Below are 14,058 nucleotides of genomic sequence, written 5' to 3'. Positions count from 1 at the left end.
GGCGTCCCACGGACCGCACCGCGTGGCCGACCGGCGTCCCACGGACCGCACCGCGTGGCCGACCGGCGTCCCACGGACCGCTCCCGTGGGGGTGGCGACCGACCGGGCGCCACCCCCACGGCATCGCGCCCGGACACGACGGCGGCCTCCACGACCGCACGGGTCGTGGAGGCCGGCACCGGCCGGGGTCAGGACACCGTCAGCGCGCGGATCGCCGTCGGTGCGTGGCCCGGCTCGGACGCCACGTCCTCGAACTCGTTGACGGAAGCGATGTCGGTCCCGCTCATCGAGATGTTCGTGACCCGCTCCAGGATCGCCTCGACGACGACGGGCACCCGGTGCTCGGCCGCGAGCTTCTTCGCCTCCTCGAAGGCCGGCAGGAGCTGGTCCGGCTCGGTGACCCGGATCGCCTTGCAGCCCAGGCCCTCGACGACCTTGACGTGGTCCACGCCGTAGACGCCCAGCTCCGGGGAGTTGAGGTTCTCGAACTCCAGGTTGACCTGGAAGTCGATGTCGAAGTTCCGCTGCGCCTGCCGGATGAGCCCCAGGTAGGAGTTGTTCACCAGCACGTGGACGTACGGGATGCGGTGCTGCGCGCCGACGGCGAGCTCCTCCAGCATGAACTGGAAGTCGTAGTCGCCGGAGAGGGCGACCACGGAGCCGTCCGGGTCTGCCGTGGCGACGCCCAGTGCGGCGGGGATCGTCCAGCCGAGCGGCCCTGCCTGGCCGCAGTTGATCCAGTGGCGCGGCCGGTAGACGTGCAGCATCTGCGCGCCCGCGATCTGGGAGAGGCCGATGGTGCTGACGTAGCGGGTCTCGGGGCCGAACGCCCGGTTCATCTCCTCGTACACCCGCTGCGGCTTCAGCGGCACGTTGTCGAAGTGTGTACGGCGCTGGAGCGTGGCCCGGCGTTCCTGCGTGGACGCCGCCCAGACCGAGCGGTCCTTCAGCTTGCCCGCCGCCTTGAGCTCCCGGGCCACCTCGACGAAGAGCTCGAGCGCGGCCTTCGCGTCGGACGCGATACCGAGGTCCGGGGCGAAGATCTTGCCCAGCTGGGTGGGCTCGATGTCGACGTGGACGAAGGTCCGGCCCCGGGTGTAGACGTCCAGCTTGCCCGTGTGGCGGTTGGCCCAGCGGTTGCCGATGCCCAGGACGAAGTCGGACTCCAGGAAGTTCGCGTTGCCGTAGCGGTGCGAGGTCTGCAGGCCGACCATGCCCGCGTTCAGCTCGTGGTCGTCGGGGAGGATGCCCCAGCCCATCAGGGTGGGGACGACCGGGACCCCGGTCAGCTCGGCGAACTCCACCAGGAGGGCGGAGGCGTCGGCGTTGATGATGCCGCCGCCCGCGACGAGCAGCGGCCGCTCGGAGGCGTTGAGCATCTCCACCGCCCGCTCGATCTGCCTGCGGCTCGCGGCGGGCTTGTGGACGGGCAGCGGCTCGTACAGCTCGGGGTCGAACTCGATCTCGGTGAGCTGCACGTCGATCGGCAGATCGATGAGGACCGGGCCGGGCCGGCCCGTGCGCATCAGGTGGAAGGCCTGCTGGAAGACGCCGGGGACCTGCGCGGCCTCCAGGACGGTGGTCGCGGCCTTGGTCACCGGCGCGGCGATCGACGCGATGTCGACGGCCTGGAAGTCCTCCTTGTGGAGGACGGCGGTCGGCGCCTGGCCGGTGATGCAGAGGATCGGGATCGAGTCGGCGATGGCCGAGTACAGGCCCGTGATCATGTCGGTGCCGGCGGGCCCCGACGTACCGATGCAGACGCCGATGTTCCCGGCCGCGGCACGGGTGTAGCCCTCCGCCATGTGGGAGGCGCCCTCGACGTGGCGGGCCAGGGTGTGCTGCACCCCGCCGGAGGCCTTGAGGGCCGCGTAGAACGGGTTGATCGCCGCACCCGGCACGCCGAAGGCGTTGCTGACACCTTCGCGCTTGAGGATCTCAACTGCCGCTCGGGCAGCGGTCATACGAGGCATGAGTACTCCTGCTCGGACCTGGTGGAGTCGGGCTCTGTCGCGCCACCTGAGAGCTCCAATTCCGCATTACGGAAATTTAGTTCTGCTATACGGAATCAACTTAGGGCGGCCCGGGACAGTCGTCAAGGGAGGGCGGGCAAACCGGTGGAGACCATCGGGCCGAAGTGGGCGAATCCCTCCCCCGGACGTCGCTCCTGGTGGACGATGGGGATACGGAACGCAGTCGCCGCCGGGGAGGCGGCAGGAGGGGGCAGCACGTGGAGTCCGTACCGGTGCGCTGCCCGGCCTGCCGCAGGGATCACGCGTACATCACGCCGGTGTATCCCTGCCCGTGCGGCTCCCCCACCGCCCCGCCGCTGATGCGCGGCGCGCCGGCCGTGCTCATCACGCACCGCACCTGGAACGACGACTGGGTGAGCGTGCGGTGCCATTCCTGCGGGCGCCGCGACCAGTGGCCGCACCCCGAACTCTGCTGCCCCTGCGGCGCGGTGCTGCGGATCCCGGTGCGCCCGGTGGCCACGCGCGGCACCACCGCGCCCTCCACCACGTCGGCCACGGCCGGTTCGCCCGGCCCGTCGCACATACCCCTGCCGCCCACGGCCGCCCATCCGAGGCCGACGTTCCGGCCCCTGGTGATACGCACGGCTCGCGACGCGGTGGACACGGCGGCGCTGTATCTGCAGTGGCTGGGCTTCCGCCACGTCGTCCAGCCCGAGACGCGGCCCGGTTCCCGGATCGACCTCAGAGCCGCCGGCCTCATCGCCCAGGTCGACGCGACCACCCGGCCGACCGTCCTGCGCGATGTCGAGTGCCTCTGGCTGAACGCCCTGAACGCCTCGGTGGCCGGAGTGCTGTTCTCCCTGGCCGGCTACACGGACGAGGCCCGTTCACGCGCGGACGGCCTCGCCGTCCCGCTCTTCACCCTGGACCTCACCGGAACACCGCAGCCGGTGAACGGACCCGCGGACGAGTTGGTCAGCGTGGGCCCCCGACCGCCCGCCCCCGGCGCATGATTTCGGTCACCTGCGCCCTGCCAGGCGCATATGTTCGAGCTGTTGTCGGTATGAGGACGTAGAGTGAAGGCATGGTCTTAACTCCTCGGCATCCCACTCACTCGACCCCCGTTTTCCTGACCCAGCCCGCCCACCCGTCCGCCGTCGACGCCAACGAGGCGATCCGCGCGCTCGTCGACTCGCGGGCCGGCCAGGACTGGACGCCGGTGGAGGCCGCCGAGTACGAGGTACTGCTCATCGAATGGGCTGCGGCGACCCAGGGCATAGGCTCCGGCATCATCGAGGCCGCCTGATCCCGCGCCCCCCGGCACGGGCTACGCGCCGAATCCCTCCCGCAGTTCGACCTTGCGGACCTTACCGCTGACGGTCATCGGGAACGCCTCCAGAATCCGCAGTCCGCGCGGAATCTTGTAGTGCGCCAGCTGCTCCCGGCAGTACGCCGTCACCTCGTCGAGCGTCGGCGGGTCGGCCGGGTCGCGGGGAATGACGCAGGCCAGGATCTCCTCGCCGTACCTGTCGTCCGGCACCCCGACCACCTGGACGTCCGCGATCTTCGGGTGCCCGTGGAGGAACTCCTCGATCTCCCGCGGATACACGTTCTCACCGCCCCGGATGATCATGTCCTTGATCCGGCCGACGATCTGGACGTACCCGTCCTCCCGCATCACCGCGAGGTCCCCGGTGTGCATCCAGCGTCCCGCGTCGATGACTTCGGCGGTCCGCTCCGGCTGGTCCCAGTAGCCCAGCATCACGCTGTACCCACGGGTGCACAGTTCGCCGGCCCGGCCGCGCGGCAGGGTCACGTCCGTCACCGGGTCGACGACCTTCACCTCGATGTGCGGCATCACCCGGCCGACCGTGCCCGTACGGCGCTCCAGGTCGTCCTCCCGGCGGGTCTGGGTGGAGACGGGCGAGGTCTCCGTCATCCCGTAACAGATGGACACCTCGTCCATGTGCATCTCCGCGACGACCCTCTTCATCACCTCGACCGGGCAGGGTGATCCGGCCATGATCCCGGTGCGCAGCGAGGACAGGTCGTACGAGGCGAAACCTGGCAGGTCGAGCTCCGCGATGAACATCGTGGGCACGCCGTAGAGCGAGGTACAGCGCTCCTGCTGGACGGCGGCCAGTACGGCCGCGGGCTCGAAGGCCGGGGCGGGGATCACGATGCAGGCCCCGTGCGAGGTGATGCCGAGGTTCCCCATGACCATGCCGAAGCAGTGGTAGAACGGCACGGGCAGACAGACCCGGTCCTGTTCGGTGTAGGCGACCATTTCCCCGACGAAGTAACCGTTGTTGAGGATGTTGTGGTGGGAGAGCGTGGCGCCCTTCGGGAATCCGGTGGTTCCCGAGGTGTACTGGATGTTGATCGGGTCGTCGCAGGACAGACCGGCCTCGCGCGCCGCCAGTTGCTCCGCCGTCACGGACCGCGAGGCGGTGGTCAGCTCGTCCCAGGACGGGTCCCCGATGTAGTGGACCGACCGCAGCGTGGGGCAGTTGGCGCGGACCTGGTCGACGAGTGCGCGGTAGTCGCTGGTGCGGTGGGCGAGGGAGGCGACCAGTACGGAGATCCCGGCCTGGCCCAGCACGTACTCCAGCTCGTGCGCGCGGTAGGCGGGATTGATGTTGACCATGACGGCCCCGATACGGGCCGTGGCGTACTGGACGAGGACCCACTCCGGGCAGTTGACCGCCCAGATGCCGACCCGGTCGCCCGCGGCCACCCCGGTGGCCATCAGCCCGCGGGCCAGCTCGTCGACGGCGGCGCCGAATTCGGCGTACGTCCAGCGGCGTCCGGACACCACGTCGACCAGTGCCTCCCGCTCCCCGAACTCCTCGACAGCCCGGTCCAGGTTGCGACCGATGGTGTCGCCGAGCAGAGCCGTGGAGCTGGTGCCGTGCGCGTAGGAGAGGCCGCTCATCGCAGGTCCCCCTCGTCGAACTCGGTGCCGGTCCCCTGCGCCGTTCGCTCACGCAGCTCGATCCTCCGGATCTTGCCCGAGACGGTCTTGGGCAGTTCGGCGAACTCCAGCCGGCGGACGCGCTTGTACGGGGCGAGCACCGCCCGGGAGTGCTCGAACAGCACCCTGGCCGTGTCCGGTCCGGGTTCCCAGCCCTCGGCGAGCACGACGTACGCCTTCGGGACGGAGAGCCTCACCGGGTCGGGGGCGGGCACGACCGCGGCCTCGACGACCGCCTCGTGCTCCAGCAGGGCGCTCTCCAGCTCGAACGGCGAGATCTTGTAGTCGGAAGCCTTGAAGACATCGTCGGCCCTGCCGACGTACGTGAGGTAGCCGTCCTCGTCCCGAGCGCCGATGTCACCCGTGCGGTAGTAGCCACCCGCCATGGCCTCGGCCGTACGGTCCGGGTCTCCGTGGTAACCCGTCATCAGACCGACGGGGGCCGTGGACAGATCGAGGGAGATCTCTCCCTCCGCCGCCCCCGGTTCACCGGTCACGGGGTCCAGCAGCTCGACCTCGAATCCGGGGCTGGGCCGTCCCATGGAGCCCGGCTTGAGCCGCTGTCCCGGCGTGTTGGCCACCTGCACGGCGGTCTCCGTCTGACCGAAGCCGTCGCGGATGGTGACGCCCCAGGCGCGCCTGACGCTCTCGATGACCTCCGGATTGAGCGGCTCGCCCGCCGCGACGACCTCGCGCGGCGGTGTTTTCAGCTGTGCGAGGTCCGCCTGGATGAGCATCCGCCAGACCGTCGGCGGGGCACAGAAACTGGTGATCGCCGAGCGGTCCATCTCCGCCATCAGCCGGGCGGCGTCGAACCGGGTGTAGTTGAAGATGAAGACGGTGGCCTCGGCGCTCCAGGGCGCGAAGAGATTCGACCACGCGTGCTTCGCCCAGCCGGGCGAGGAGATGTTCAGATGGACGTCGCCGGGCTTGAGGCCGATCCAGTACATCGTCGCCAAGTGGCCGACCGGATAGGAGACATGGGTGTGCTCGACCAGCTTGGGGCTGGCCGTGGTGCCCGAGGTGAAGTAGAGCATCAGGGGTTCGCCGGCGTCCGTCTCCCGGTCCGGGACGAACGTCTCGGGCGCCGCGTCGGCCCCGCCGTAGGAGAGCCAGCCCTCGACGTCGGCGCCGACGGCGATCCGGGTGTAGTCGCCGGGCACCTCGTCGAACTTCGCGGTGTCCGCCGACCGTACGAGCACATGGCGCACCTTGCCGCGCTCGACCCGGTCACGCAGGTCAACCGGCCCCAGCATCGGGGTGGCGGGGATGACGACGGCGCGCAGCTTCATCGCGGCCAGCGCGGTCTCCCACAGTTCGGCCTGGTTGCCGAGCATGACGAGGATCCGGTCGCCTTCCGCCACGCCCTGTTCCCGCAGCCAGTTCGCCGCCCTGCTGGAGCGCGCCGCCATCCGGGCGAAGGACACCTCGGTGCGCCCGCCGTCCTCCTCCACGATGTGCAGGGCGGTGCGGTCGTTGTTCTCGGCGATCACGTCGAACCAGTCGAGCGCCCAGTTGAAGTAGTCGGGCCGTGGCCAGCTGAAGCCCTCGTACGCCGTGGTGTAGTCCTCGCGGTGCTCGATCAGGAAGTCCCGGGCGGCCCGGAACGTCTCCGTCGCACTCGTTGCCGGCATGTGCCCTCCTCGTCGCGAACCCGTCCTTTAACATCATGCGAACAGTGACCCAGATCTCACCACCCCCGAACGGGGGTGGAGCCGACAGGGCGGAGAGCCGCAGGCGTGCAGGAAGCGGGCGAGGCGACCGAGCTGCGGGCGGCCCTGCTGAGGCTGCGCCGGACGAGCGGACTGCCGGTGGTCTTCGGCGGGCTCCTCTCCGACGCACGCCACGCCCGGATCGCCGAGCTGAACGGGGCGCAGACCCCCGCGCTGCGCGGGCTCGTCATCTCGGCGGGGAGCGGGCTCGGCGGTAAGGCGATCGCCCTGTCACGGCCGTGCGCGGTCACGGACTACCCCGCTTCGCGCCACATCAGCCACGAGTACGACACGGCTGTCGCGGCGGAGGGCCTGCGCTCGGTCGTCGCCGTGCCCGTGGTCGTACGCCGGGCGGTGCGGGGTGTGCTGTACGGGGCGCTGCGCGAACCGCTCACGCTCGGGGACCGTACGTTCGACGCGACGGCCTCCGCGGCGCGGGACGTGGAGCAGGCCCTGGCGGTCCGGGACGAGGTGCGGCAGCTCCTGGCGGCCACCCGGGAACAGCTCACCGGTCCGGGCACGGGCCCGGGGACCTGGGAGGACGTCCGCGAGGCGCATCGCGAGCTGCGCGCTCTGGCCCCGAAGATCATGGACCCGGCGCTGCGTGCCGAGCTGCTCGCGGTGTGCGGGCGGCTCGCGTCGGCCACGGGGACCGAGCAGCGGCAACCGGCGCCCGGACGGGTACGGCTGGCGCCGCGCGAGATCGATGTGATCGCCTGCGTGGCGTCGGGCGCCACGAACGCCGCGGCGGCCGAACGGCTGGGTCTGCGGCCGGAGACGGTGAAGAGCTACCTGCGGTCCGCGATGCGGAAGCTGGGGGCGCACACCCGGCTGGAGGCGGTGGTGACGGCACGCCACGCGGGTCTGCTGCCGTGAACCGGGCCTGCTGCCGTGAGCCGGGCGGGGCGCCGTGAACCGGGCGGGGCGCCGTGAACCGGGCGGGGCGCCGTGAGCCGGGCCGGGTACGCCGGGCCGTGCGGACCACGACCGCCGTGCGGACCGGGCCGTCTCAGTCCCCGAAGTCGACGAACGTGCCGAACCGGACGTCGTAGCCGGGCGCCGGGGACATCACCGTCAGCATGTCCACAGCCTCCTGGGTGATCTCCTCGCGCGTGACCCGGTCCAGCCCGCCCAGTGCCTGCACGGTGACGACCGCGGAGTCCCGCGTCTCGTCGAGGCGCCAGATCGCCGCCAGGAAACCGTCGGCCAGGACCGTTCCGTAGGACTGGTTGCCCACGCCGTTGCGTCCCTTGTAGGCGGGCGGGATCACCCGGGTCCGGTCGGCGTGGCCCAGCAGGATGTTGTCGAACTCGGGGAGGAAGCGCGGCGGGGCAGGGGTGTCGGGGTCGGGACGCGGGGCGTCGGGCAGGTCGAAGAGTTCGACGCCGTTCTCGTCGCGGAAGGTGACGAGCCGGGGCCGCAGGCGTTCGAAGACCTCGCGCATCCGGGTGAGCCCGGCCCACATCTGCATGTCCTTCACCGAGGCCGGCCCGAAGGCGCCGAGGTAGCGCAGCACGGTCGCGTCGGGCGAGGCAGCCGGCCGCGGCGGGGTGTCCAGCCAGTGCTCCGCGGTCGTCAGGGCGACCTGCCCGCTGCGCCCCCACAGCCCGCGCGGGGTGACCTGGACCAGCGGCAGCCGGCAGCGGGCGGCGACCGCGAGTGCCCGGGGGTCGGCGTCCGGCCAGTGGAGGAACAGCTCCTCCCGCAGTTCCTTCATGGTGCGCGGCCGCTCCTCGACGAGCTCCCTGGCGCGTGAGGTGAGCCGGTCCAGATCCACGCCCGTGAGCCCGCTCCGGAACATGTTCAGTTCCCGGTCGCGCGCGGGCTGGACCAGGGGGCGCAGCGTGAGGGCGTCCTCGGCGGTGTGGGTGTGGATGGTGGAGCGCAGGGTGACGATCCTGACTACTTCGCGGGACTCCATCAGCGCCGAGAGCGCGGCAGGGACGAAGCCTTCCAGCCGGGCGAAGAGCTGAAAGTACGGCGGCCTGGTGTTCTGGGCCTGCAGGCCGACCAGACGGCTGACGGCTTCCCCCACCGGCACGGCGGCGCGGCGGAGCAGCAACTGGCGCTCCATCGTTGCCCTGTTGAGTGCGCGGGAGGAGAGCACGGGAGCGTTCTTGGCGTCCATGGTCCGCAGGTTACGCGGCCCTGCGACACCGGCCCGGAACGGGCGACACCCCAACGGTCCGCGGCAGCACGGACAGGACGGGCTCGGCCCGCATGATGGGGCGGTGATCAGTGTCCTGTTCGCCGTCCTGACCGCTTTCAGCAACGGCACCGCGTCGGTGCTGCAGCGCCGCGCCGCCCTGAACGTGCCCGACAGCGAGGCCATGCGTCTCTCGCTGTTCGGCCATCTGATGCGGCAGAAGGTGTGGCTCGCCGGCATCGGCCTCGTGATCGTCGCCGCGCTCTGCCAGGCGGTGGCACTGGCCACGGGCCCCATCGCCGTCGTCCAGCCGATCTTCGTGATCGAGCTGCCGGCGACCCTGGTCGTCGCCGGCTTCGTGATGCGGGTCGGGGTGCCGCGCCAGGTCTGGTACGGGGTGGCCGCCGTGACCCTGGGCCTGGCCCTGGGGATGGCCGCCGCCGCGCCGGTCGGCGGCAGCGAGGACGTCCAGGGGGCGGCCTGGATCCCGGCTCTGGTGGCGACCGGGATCTTCGAGGCCGCGCTGATCGCCACGGCCCTCGGCACCTCCGGTGATCTGAGGGCCGCGCTGCTGGGGCTGGCCGCGGCGTGCGGGTACGCGCTGACAGCCGCGCTGATGAAGGACGCGATGTCACGGCTGGACGCCGACGGGGTGGCCGGCCTGCTGACGGCGTGGCAGCTGTACGCCACGGCGGTGGCCGGCGTGGGTGCGCTGTTCCTCCTCCAGAACGCGCTGCAGGCCGGCTCGCTGGTGGCGGTGCAGCCGATGCTGACGCTCGGGGACGCCCTGATCAGCATCACCTACGGCGTGACGCTGTTCGGCGAGGAGCTGCGGTCCGGGTGGTGGCTGCTGCCCCAGGTGGCCGGGGCGGCCCTGATCGCCGTCGGCTGTGTCGTCCTCGCCCGGTCCCCGCTGGCCGCCGTGAACGCGGCGCCGCCGCGGGTGGAGTGAACCGGTCAGGGGCGCCCCCGTGCCGGGACCTCCTCGCCGGGCGGAACCCGTCCGGGCGGGGTGCCGTCACCGAAGGGGCGGCCGCCCAGCTGCTCCCGGTGGTGCGGGGCCGTCCAGCCCGACAGGTCGGGGCCCAGCGGCACGATGCCGGTCGGATTGATGCCGGTGTGCACCCCGTAGTAGTGCCGCTTGATGTGGTCGAAGTCCACGGTGTCACCGAAGCCGGGGGTCTGGTAGAGGTCACGGACGTACGCCCACAGGACGGGGTCCTCGGCCAGCTTCGAGCGGTTGCACTTGAAGTGTCCGTGGTAGACGGCGTCGAAGCGCACGAGGGTGGTGAACAGCCGGATGTCCGCCTCGGTGATCGTGTCCCCCACCAGGTAGCGCTGCCCGTCCAGGCGTTCCGAGACCAGGTCCAGGCGGCGGAACACATCGACGTACGCCGCCTCGTACTCGCCCTGTTCTGCGGCGAATCCCGCGCGGTAGACGCCGTTGTTCACGTCCTTGTAGATGTCCTCCATCACGGAGTCGATCTCGTCGCGCCGGCGCTCCGGGTAGAGGTCGGGAGCTCCGGGGCGGTGCAGACCGGTCCATTCGGTGGCCAGGTCGAGCGTGATCTGCTGGTAGTCGTTGGTGACCAGGGCCCGGGTCGGGACGTCGACGATCGCGGGCACGCTGACCCCGCCCGGGTAGTCGCGCTCCCGTGCGTCGTAGGCCTCGCTCAGGTAGCCGATGCCGAGCACCGGGTCCTTGCCTCCCTCGTCGAGGGTGAAGCGCCAGCTGCGGTCGTCCTGGACCGGGTCGGCCACGGCCAGTGAGAGGGCGCTCTCCAGCCCGAGCAGTCGGCGTGAGACCAGGGCCCTGCTCGCCCAGGGGCAGGCCCGGCTGACAACCAGGCGGTAGCGCCCGGCCTCGACGGGCCAGCCGTCACGGCCGTCGGCGGTGATGCGGTCGGCGAAGTGGCTGCGGGAGCGCTTGAAGGGCTTGTGGCCGTACGAGGTGTTCCCGTCCTGCTTCCGGTCCTGGGCGTCGCTCATGGTGTTCTCCTCGGGGCCTCGGTGGGGTCGGTGGGATCAGGAGCGTCGGTGGCGTCGGACGTCTCTGCACGTCTCCTTCCCCGCCTGCCCGCCGCGACATCGGCCAGGGCCACGATCAGGCCCGCCAGGACGAAGGCGACCGAGACGAGAAGCCCGTGGTCGTAGGCCGACGCCCAGTCGTCCGGGCCCAGCTGGGCGAAGAAGACCGAGCCCACCGCGGCGATCCCGATGGCCGAGCCGACCCGCTGGCTGGTCTGGAGGGTGCCGCCGGCGCTGCCCGCGTTGTGTACCGGAACCTCGGCGAGGGTGAGCGTCTGGTTGGGTGCGATGACGAGGCCGCTGCCCAGGCCGGCCAGCAGGAGCGGGGCCGCCATGGCGAGCCCTGCGCCCCGGCCCGGCACCAGGTGCGCGGCCAGCGCGGTGAGCCCGAGTCCGACGGCCACCATGGTGAGTCCCACGACGATGAGGGGCCGCCCGAAGCGGCCGACCAGCCGGCCGCCGATGCTCGCCGACGCGCCCGCGCCCAGGGCGAACGGAGTGATCGCGAGGCCTGCCTCCAGGGCGCTGTAGTGCAGACCGGACTGAAGGTAGAGCGTGCTGATGAAGAAGATCGAGGTGAAGCCGGCGAAGTACAGGAGGATCATCAGACAGCCCAGCCAGAAGGACCGGAGCCGGAAGAGTGACATGTTCAGCACCGGCTGGACGTTCCGTCGCGCGCAGCGGGACTCCCAGGCGACGAACGCCGCGAGCAGGACCGCGGCCACCGCCACGAGCAGCCACTTACCGTTGCCCGGCCACTGCAGGGCCTGGACGAACGGCAGCAGCAGGGCGAGTACCCCCGCCCCGAGCAGGAGCACGCCGACGGGGTCCAGGTCGCGCGGGCGCACCCGGGTCGCCGAGGGCGTGTCGGGGAGCAGTCGGTGGGCCAGCAGAAGACACACGATCCCGATCGGCAGGTTGACGTAGAACACCCAGCGCCAGCCCTCCTGTGCCCCGGCGCCCTGGATCAGGAGTCCGCCCAGGAGGGGGCCGACCGCGGTGGAGATGCCGACCACGGTGCCGAACATGCCGAAGGCGCGGCCCCGTTCGCGTCCGGAGAACATCTGCTGGATCAGCGCGGAGATCTGGGGCGAGAGCAGTCCGCCCGCCGCGCCCTGGAGGAGCCGGGCGATGACCAGCCAGAGGCTGGACTGGGCGGCCCCGCAGGCGGCGGAGGCCAGGGTGAAGAGGGTGAGTCCCGCCATGAACACCGCGCGCCGCCCCCGTGCGTCGCCGAGGCGTCCGCCCGGGATGAGGACGAGGCCGAAGGCGAGCGCGTAGCCGGACAGCACCCACTGGAGGTCGGACTCCGGGGTGTCGAGGCCCTCCTTGATGGACGGCAGCGCCACGTTGACGATGGAGACGTCCAGCAGCGTCATGAAGCCCGCCACCAGGCAGACGGCGAGTGCACGCCAGCGACGGGGGTCGGAAGGGTCGGCGCCGGGCGTGCCCGTGGCCCCGTGCTCCGTACTCTCTGCCATGGTCCGCACCCTAGTTCGCGCCCGCCCGCTCCTCCTCCCGGGCGCGCCGGGCGGCGGCGCGGCGCGCCCCTGCCGGCGGCGGACGGCATCCGTCCGGCGTGCTCTGCGCCATCGGGGGTACCGCATCTTCATGACTGTCGGCAAAACGAGCGTTCTGGTTCTGGACTGTGCCGAGCCCCTCGAGCTCGCGGACTTCTATGCGAACCTCCTCGGCGCGGAGACGCGGATCGGGAGCGATCCCGACTTCGTCGAGATCGTCGGCAACACCGGCGTGCACCTGGCCGTCCGCCGCGACCACGGCTACGCGCCGCCGAGCTGGCCGCGCCCTGAGGACTCGCTGCAGGCACATCTGCGCATCCTGGTGGACCCGGGAGACATGGACGAGGCCGAGCGCGAGGCGATCGGCCTCGGCGCCCGGCCCGTGGACACGGGGGACAGCAACAGCGGCCCACGTGACGTCCGCGTCTACAACGATCCGGCCGGGCATTCCTTCTCCCTGTCCGTGTATCCGGCTCGGCAGGCGGAGGACCGCTAGGAGGAACGGCGGCGCAGCGCCGGGTCGGTGAGCGACGGCGGGGTGTATCCGGTGTCGCGCGCCGACAGGCTGGTGCCGGGCGGGACGATCTCGTCGATGCGGTCCAGCACGTCCCGGCTCAGCTTCACCTTGTCCGCACCCAGCTGACTGTCCAGCTGTTCGAAGGTGCGCGGGCCGATGATCGCCGACGTGACGGCCGGGTGTTCGAGCACGAAGGCCAGGGCGAGCTCCACGAGGGTCAGTCCGGCCTCCTCGGCCAGCCGGGCCAGAGCCTCCGCGGCGGCGAGCTTGGCCGCGTTCTCCGGCGCGGAGATGTCGAAGCGGGCCGCCTGCCGGCCGGCCCGGCTGGAGGTGGGCTGCTCCGCGTCGGCGCGGTAACGCCCGGAGAGCCAGCCTCCGGCCAGGGGGCTCCAGGACAGCACCCCGAGGCCGTAGCGCTGGGCCACCGGCAGGACCTCGCGCTCGATGCCACGGGCCAGCAGGGAGTACGGGGGCTGCTCGGCGACGACGCGTTCGCGGCCCCGGCGCTCGGCGAGCCACTGGCCCTCGACGATCGCGGAAGGCTCGAAGGTCGATGTCCCGATGTAGCGGATCTTGCCCTGGTGGACCAGGTCGGAGAGCGCGCCGAGGGTCTCGTCGAAGTCGGTGCCCGGCTCGGGACGGTGCACCTGGTAGAGGTCGATCCAGTCGGTACCGAGCCTGCGGAGGCTGTTCTCGACCTCGCGGATGATCCAGCGGCGGCTGTTGCCCCGCTCGTTGGGATCGTCGCCGAGACTGCCGTGGAATTTGGTGGCCAGCACCACGTCGTCACGCCGGCCGCCGGCGAGGGCCTTGCCGACGATGGTCTCCGACTCGCCGGCGGAGTAGACGTCGGCGGTGTCGACGAAGTTGATGCCCGAGTCCAGCGCGTGGTGGATGATCCGGACGCTGTCGTCGTGGTCGGGGTTGCCGCGGGGGCCGAACATCATGGTGCCGAGGGCCAGCGGGCTGACCTTCACGCCGGTGCGCCCGAGGGTGCGGTACTCCGTCATCTCGCGTTCTCCTCGATCAGTTCATCGGTGGTGGGGCGGGCGGCCGGGGGTACGGCCGCCGGTGAGGGGACGCCCCGCTGCCGGGCGGCCGCCGGCAGCGGGGGCACGTCCCGCACTCGCGGGCCGCCTCCGCGCCCGCCAGGTCGGGCGCGGAGGCCGCTACGTGGCGGGCCGGCCG

The 14,058-nt window shown here is 71.5% G+C and carries 12 protein-coding genes; 5 read left to right on the top strand and 7 right to left on the bottom strand.

Annotated elements, in window-relative coordinates; translation table 11 throughout:
• Positions 1 to 188: 188 nt before the first annotated feature.
• The gene (gcl, locus tag OO67_RS14390) at positions 189 to 1,973 is read right to left on the bottom strand and encodes a glyoxylate carboligase (protein WP_033300329.1); all 1,785 of its coding nucleotides are present in this window, start codon (positions 1,971 to 1,973) and stop codon (positions 189 to 191) included.
• Between the two features lie 257 nt (positions 1,974 to 2,230).
• Between gcl and OO67_RS14385 the strand changes: the two genes are divergently transcribed.
• Together OO67_RS14385 and OO67_RS14380 are read left to right on the top strand one after the other, a co-directional pair.
• Positions 2,231 to 2,986 (top strand): hypothetical protein, encoded by a 756-nt coding sequence (locus OO67_RS14385; RefSeq protein ID WP_033300328.1) that lies wholly within the window; start codon positions 2,231 to 2,233, stop codon positions 2,984 to 2,986.
• Positions 2,987 to 3,057: 71 nt separating this feature from the next.
• Complete coding sequence (locus OO67_RS14380; protein WP_033300326.1) at positions 3,058 to 3,279, top strand: hypothetical protein; 222 nt, start codon at positions 3,058 to 3,060, stop codon at positions 3,277 to 3,279.
• 21 nt (positions 3,280 to 3,300) lie between these two features.
• On the opposite strand, the gene OO67_RS14375 is transcribed toward OO67_RS14380, so the two are convergent.
• Together OO67_RS14375 and OO67_RS14370 are read right to left on the bottom strand one after the other, a co-directional pair.
• On the bottom strand, positions 3,301 to 4,908 hold the full coding sequence (locus tag OO67_RS14375; RefSeq protein ID WP_033300324.1) for an AMP-binding protein: 1,608 nt from the start codon (positions 4,906 to 4,908) through the stop codon (positions 3,301 to 3,303).
• Positions 4,905 to 6,581 (bottom strand): AMP-binding protein, encoded by a 1,677-nt coding sequence (locus OO67_RS14370; RefSeq protein WP_033300322.1) that lies wholly within the window; start codon positions 6,579 to 6,581, stop codon positions 4,905 to 4,907. Before OO67_RS14370 ends, OO67_RS14375 begins: the two co-directional genes overlap by 4 nt.
• Positions 6,582 to 6,686: 105 nt before the next feature.
• On the opposite strand from OO67_RS14370, the gene OO67_RS14365 reads away from it, so the two are divergent.
• The gene (locus OO67_RS14365) at positions 6,687 to 7,535 is read left to right on the top strand and encodes a response regulator transcription factor (RefSeq protein ID WP_033300320.1); all 849 of its coding nucleotides are present in this window, start codon (positions 6,687 to 6,689) and stop codon (positions 7,533 to 7,535) included.
• Between the two features lie 133 nt (positions 7,536 to 7,668).
• Here OO67_RS14365 and OO67_RS14360 read toward each other — a convergent pair whose 3' ends face one another.
• The gene (locus OO67_RS14360) at positions 7,669 to 8,787 is read right to left on the bottom strand and encodes a winged helix DNA-binding domain-containing protein (protein ID WP_033300319.1); all 1,119 of its coding nucleotides are present in this window, start codon (positions 8,785 to 8,787) and stop codon (positions 7,669 to 7,671) included.
• Between the two features lie 103 nt (positions 8,788 to 8,890).
• Between OO67_RS14360 and OO67_RS14355 the strand changes: the two genes are divergently transcribed.
• Positions 8,891 to 9,757 carry a DMT family transporter gene (locus OO67_RS14355; protein WP_033300318.1) on the top strand — a complete coding sequence of 289 codons (867 nt, stop codon included), beginning with the start codon at positions 8,891 to 8,893 and terminating at the stop codon, positions 9,755 to 9,757.
• 5 nt (positions 9,758 to 9,762) lie between these two features.
• Here OO67_RS14355 and OO67_RS14350 read toward each other — a convergent pair whose 3' ends face one another.
• On the bottom strand, positions 9,763 to 10,794 hold the full coding sequence (locus OO67_RS14350) for a glutathione S-transferase family protein (RefSeq protein WP_033300317.1): 1,032 nt from the start codon (positions 10,792 to 10,794) through the stop codon (positions 9,763 to 9,765).
• Positions 10,791 to 12,314, bottom strand: coding sequence for an MFS transporter (locus OO67_RS14345; protein ID WP_033300316.1), 1,524 nt, complete (start codon positions 12,312 to 12,314; stop codon positions 10,791 to 10,793). The genes OO67_RS14350 and OO67_RS14345 overlap by 4 nt, the downstream gene beginning before the upstream one ends.
• Positions 12,315 to 12,444: 130 nt before the next feature.
• On the opposite strand from OO67_RS14345, the gene OO67_RS14340 reads away from it, so the two are divergent.
• Positions 12,445 to 12,849, top strand: coding sequence for a VOC family protein (locus OO67_RS14340; RefSeq protein ID WP_033300314.1), 405 nt, complete (start codon positions 12,445 to 12,447; stop codon positions 12,847 to 12,849).
• On the opposite strand, the gene OO67_RS14335 is transcribed toward OO67_RS14340, so the two are convergent.
• The gene (locus tag OO67_RS14335) at positions 12,846 to 13,880 is read right to left on the bottom strand and encodes an aldo/keto reductase (RefSeq protein WP_033300312.1); all 1,035 of its coding nucleotides are present in this window, start codon (positions 13,878 to 13,880) and stop codon (positions 12,846 to 12,848) included. The two genes, OO67_RS14340 and OO67_RS14335, sit on opposite strands and share 4 nt — an antisense overlap.
• Between the last annotated feature and the right edge of the window lie 178 nt (positions 13,881 to 14,058).

Source organism: Streptomyces atroolivaceus (assembly GCF_000717025.1).
GTDB classification, from domain to species: domain Bacteria; phylum Actinomycetota; class Actinomycetes; order Streptomycetales; family Streptomycetaceae; genus Streptomyces; species Streptomyces atroolivaceus.
Note: the sequence above shows the minus strand (reverse complement) of the source record. Positions and strands in the feature narration are given on the sequence as shown.

What these genes read in the sequence shown, in the direction of transcription:
- gcl (WP_033300329.1), bottom strand. Translation starts at nt 1,973, where the DNA reads ATGCCTCGTATGACCGCTGCCCGAGCGGCAGTTGAGATCCTCAAGCGC.
- OO67_RS14380 (WP_033300326.1), top strand. Translation starts at nt 3,058, where the DNA reads ATGGTCTTAACTCCTCGGCATCCCACTCACTCGACCCCCGTTTTCCTG.
- OO67_RS14375 (WP_033300324.1), bottom strand. Translation starts at nt 4,908, where the DNA reads ATGAGCGGCCTCTCCTACGCGCACGGCACCAGCTCCACGGCTCTGCTC.
- OO67_RS14370 (WP_033300322.1), bottom strand. Translation starts at nt 6,581, where the DNA reads ATGCCGGCAACGAGTGCGACGGAGACGTTCCGGGCCGCCCGGGACTTC.
- OO67_RS14360 (WP_033300319.1), bottom strand. Translation starts at nt 8,787, where the DNA reads ATGGACGCCAAGAACGCTCCCGTGCTCTCCTCCCGCGCACTCAACAGG.
- OO67_RS14350 (WP_033300317.1), bottom strand. Translation starts at nt 10,794, where the DNA reads ATGAGCGACGCCCAGGACCGGAAGCAGGACGGGAACACCTCGTACGGC.
- OO67_RS14345 (WP_033300316.1), bottom strand. Translation starts at nt 12,314, where the DNA reads ATGGCAGAGAGTACGGAGCACGGGGCCACGGGCACGCCCGGCGCCGAC.
- OO67_RS14340 (WP_033300314.1), top strand. Translation starts at nt 12,445, where the DNA reads ATGACTGTCGGCAAAACGAGCGTTCTGGTTCTGGACTGTGCCGAGCCC.
- OO67_RS14335 (WP_033300312.1), bottom strand. Translation starts at nt 13,880, where the DNA reads ATGACGGAGTACCGCACCCTCGGGCGCACCGGCGTGAAGGTCAGCCCG.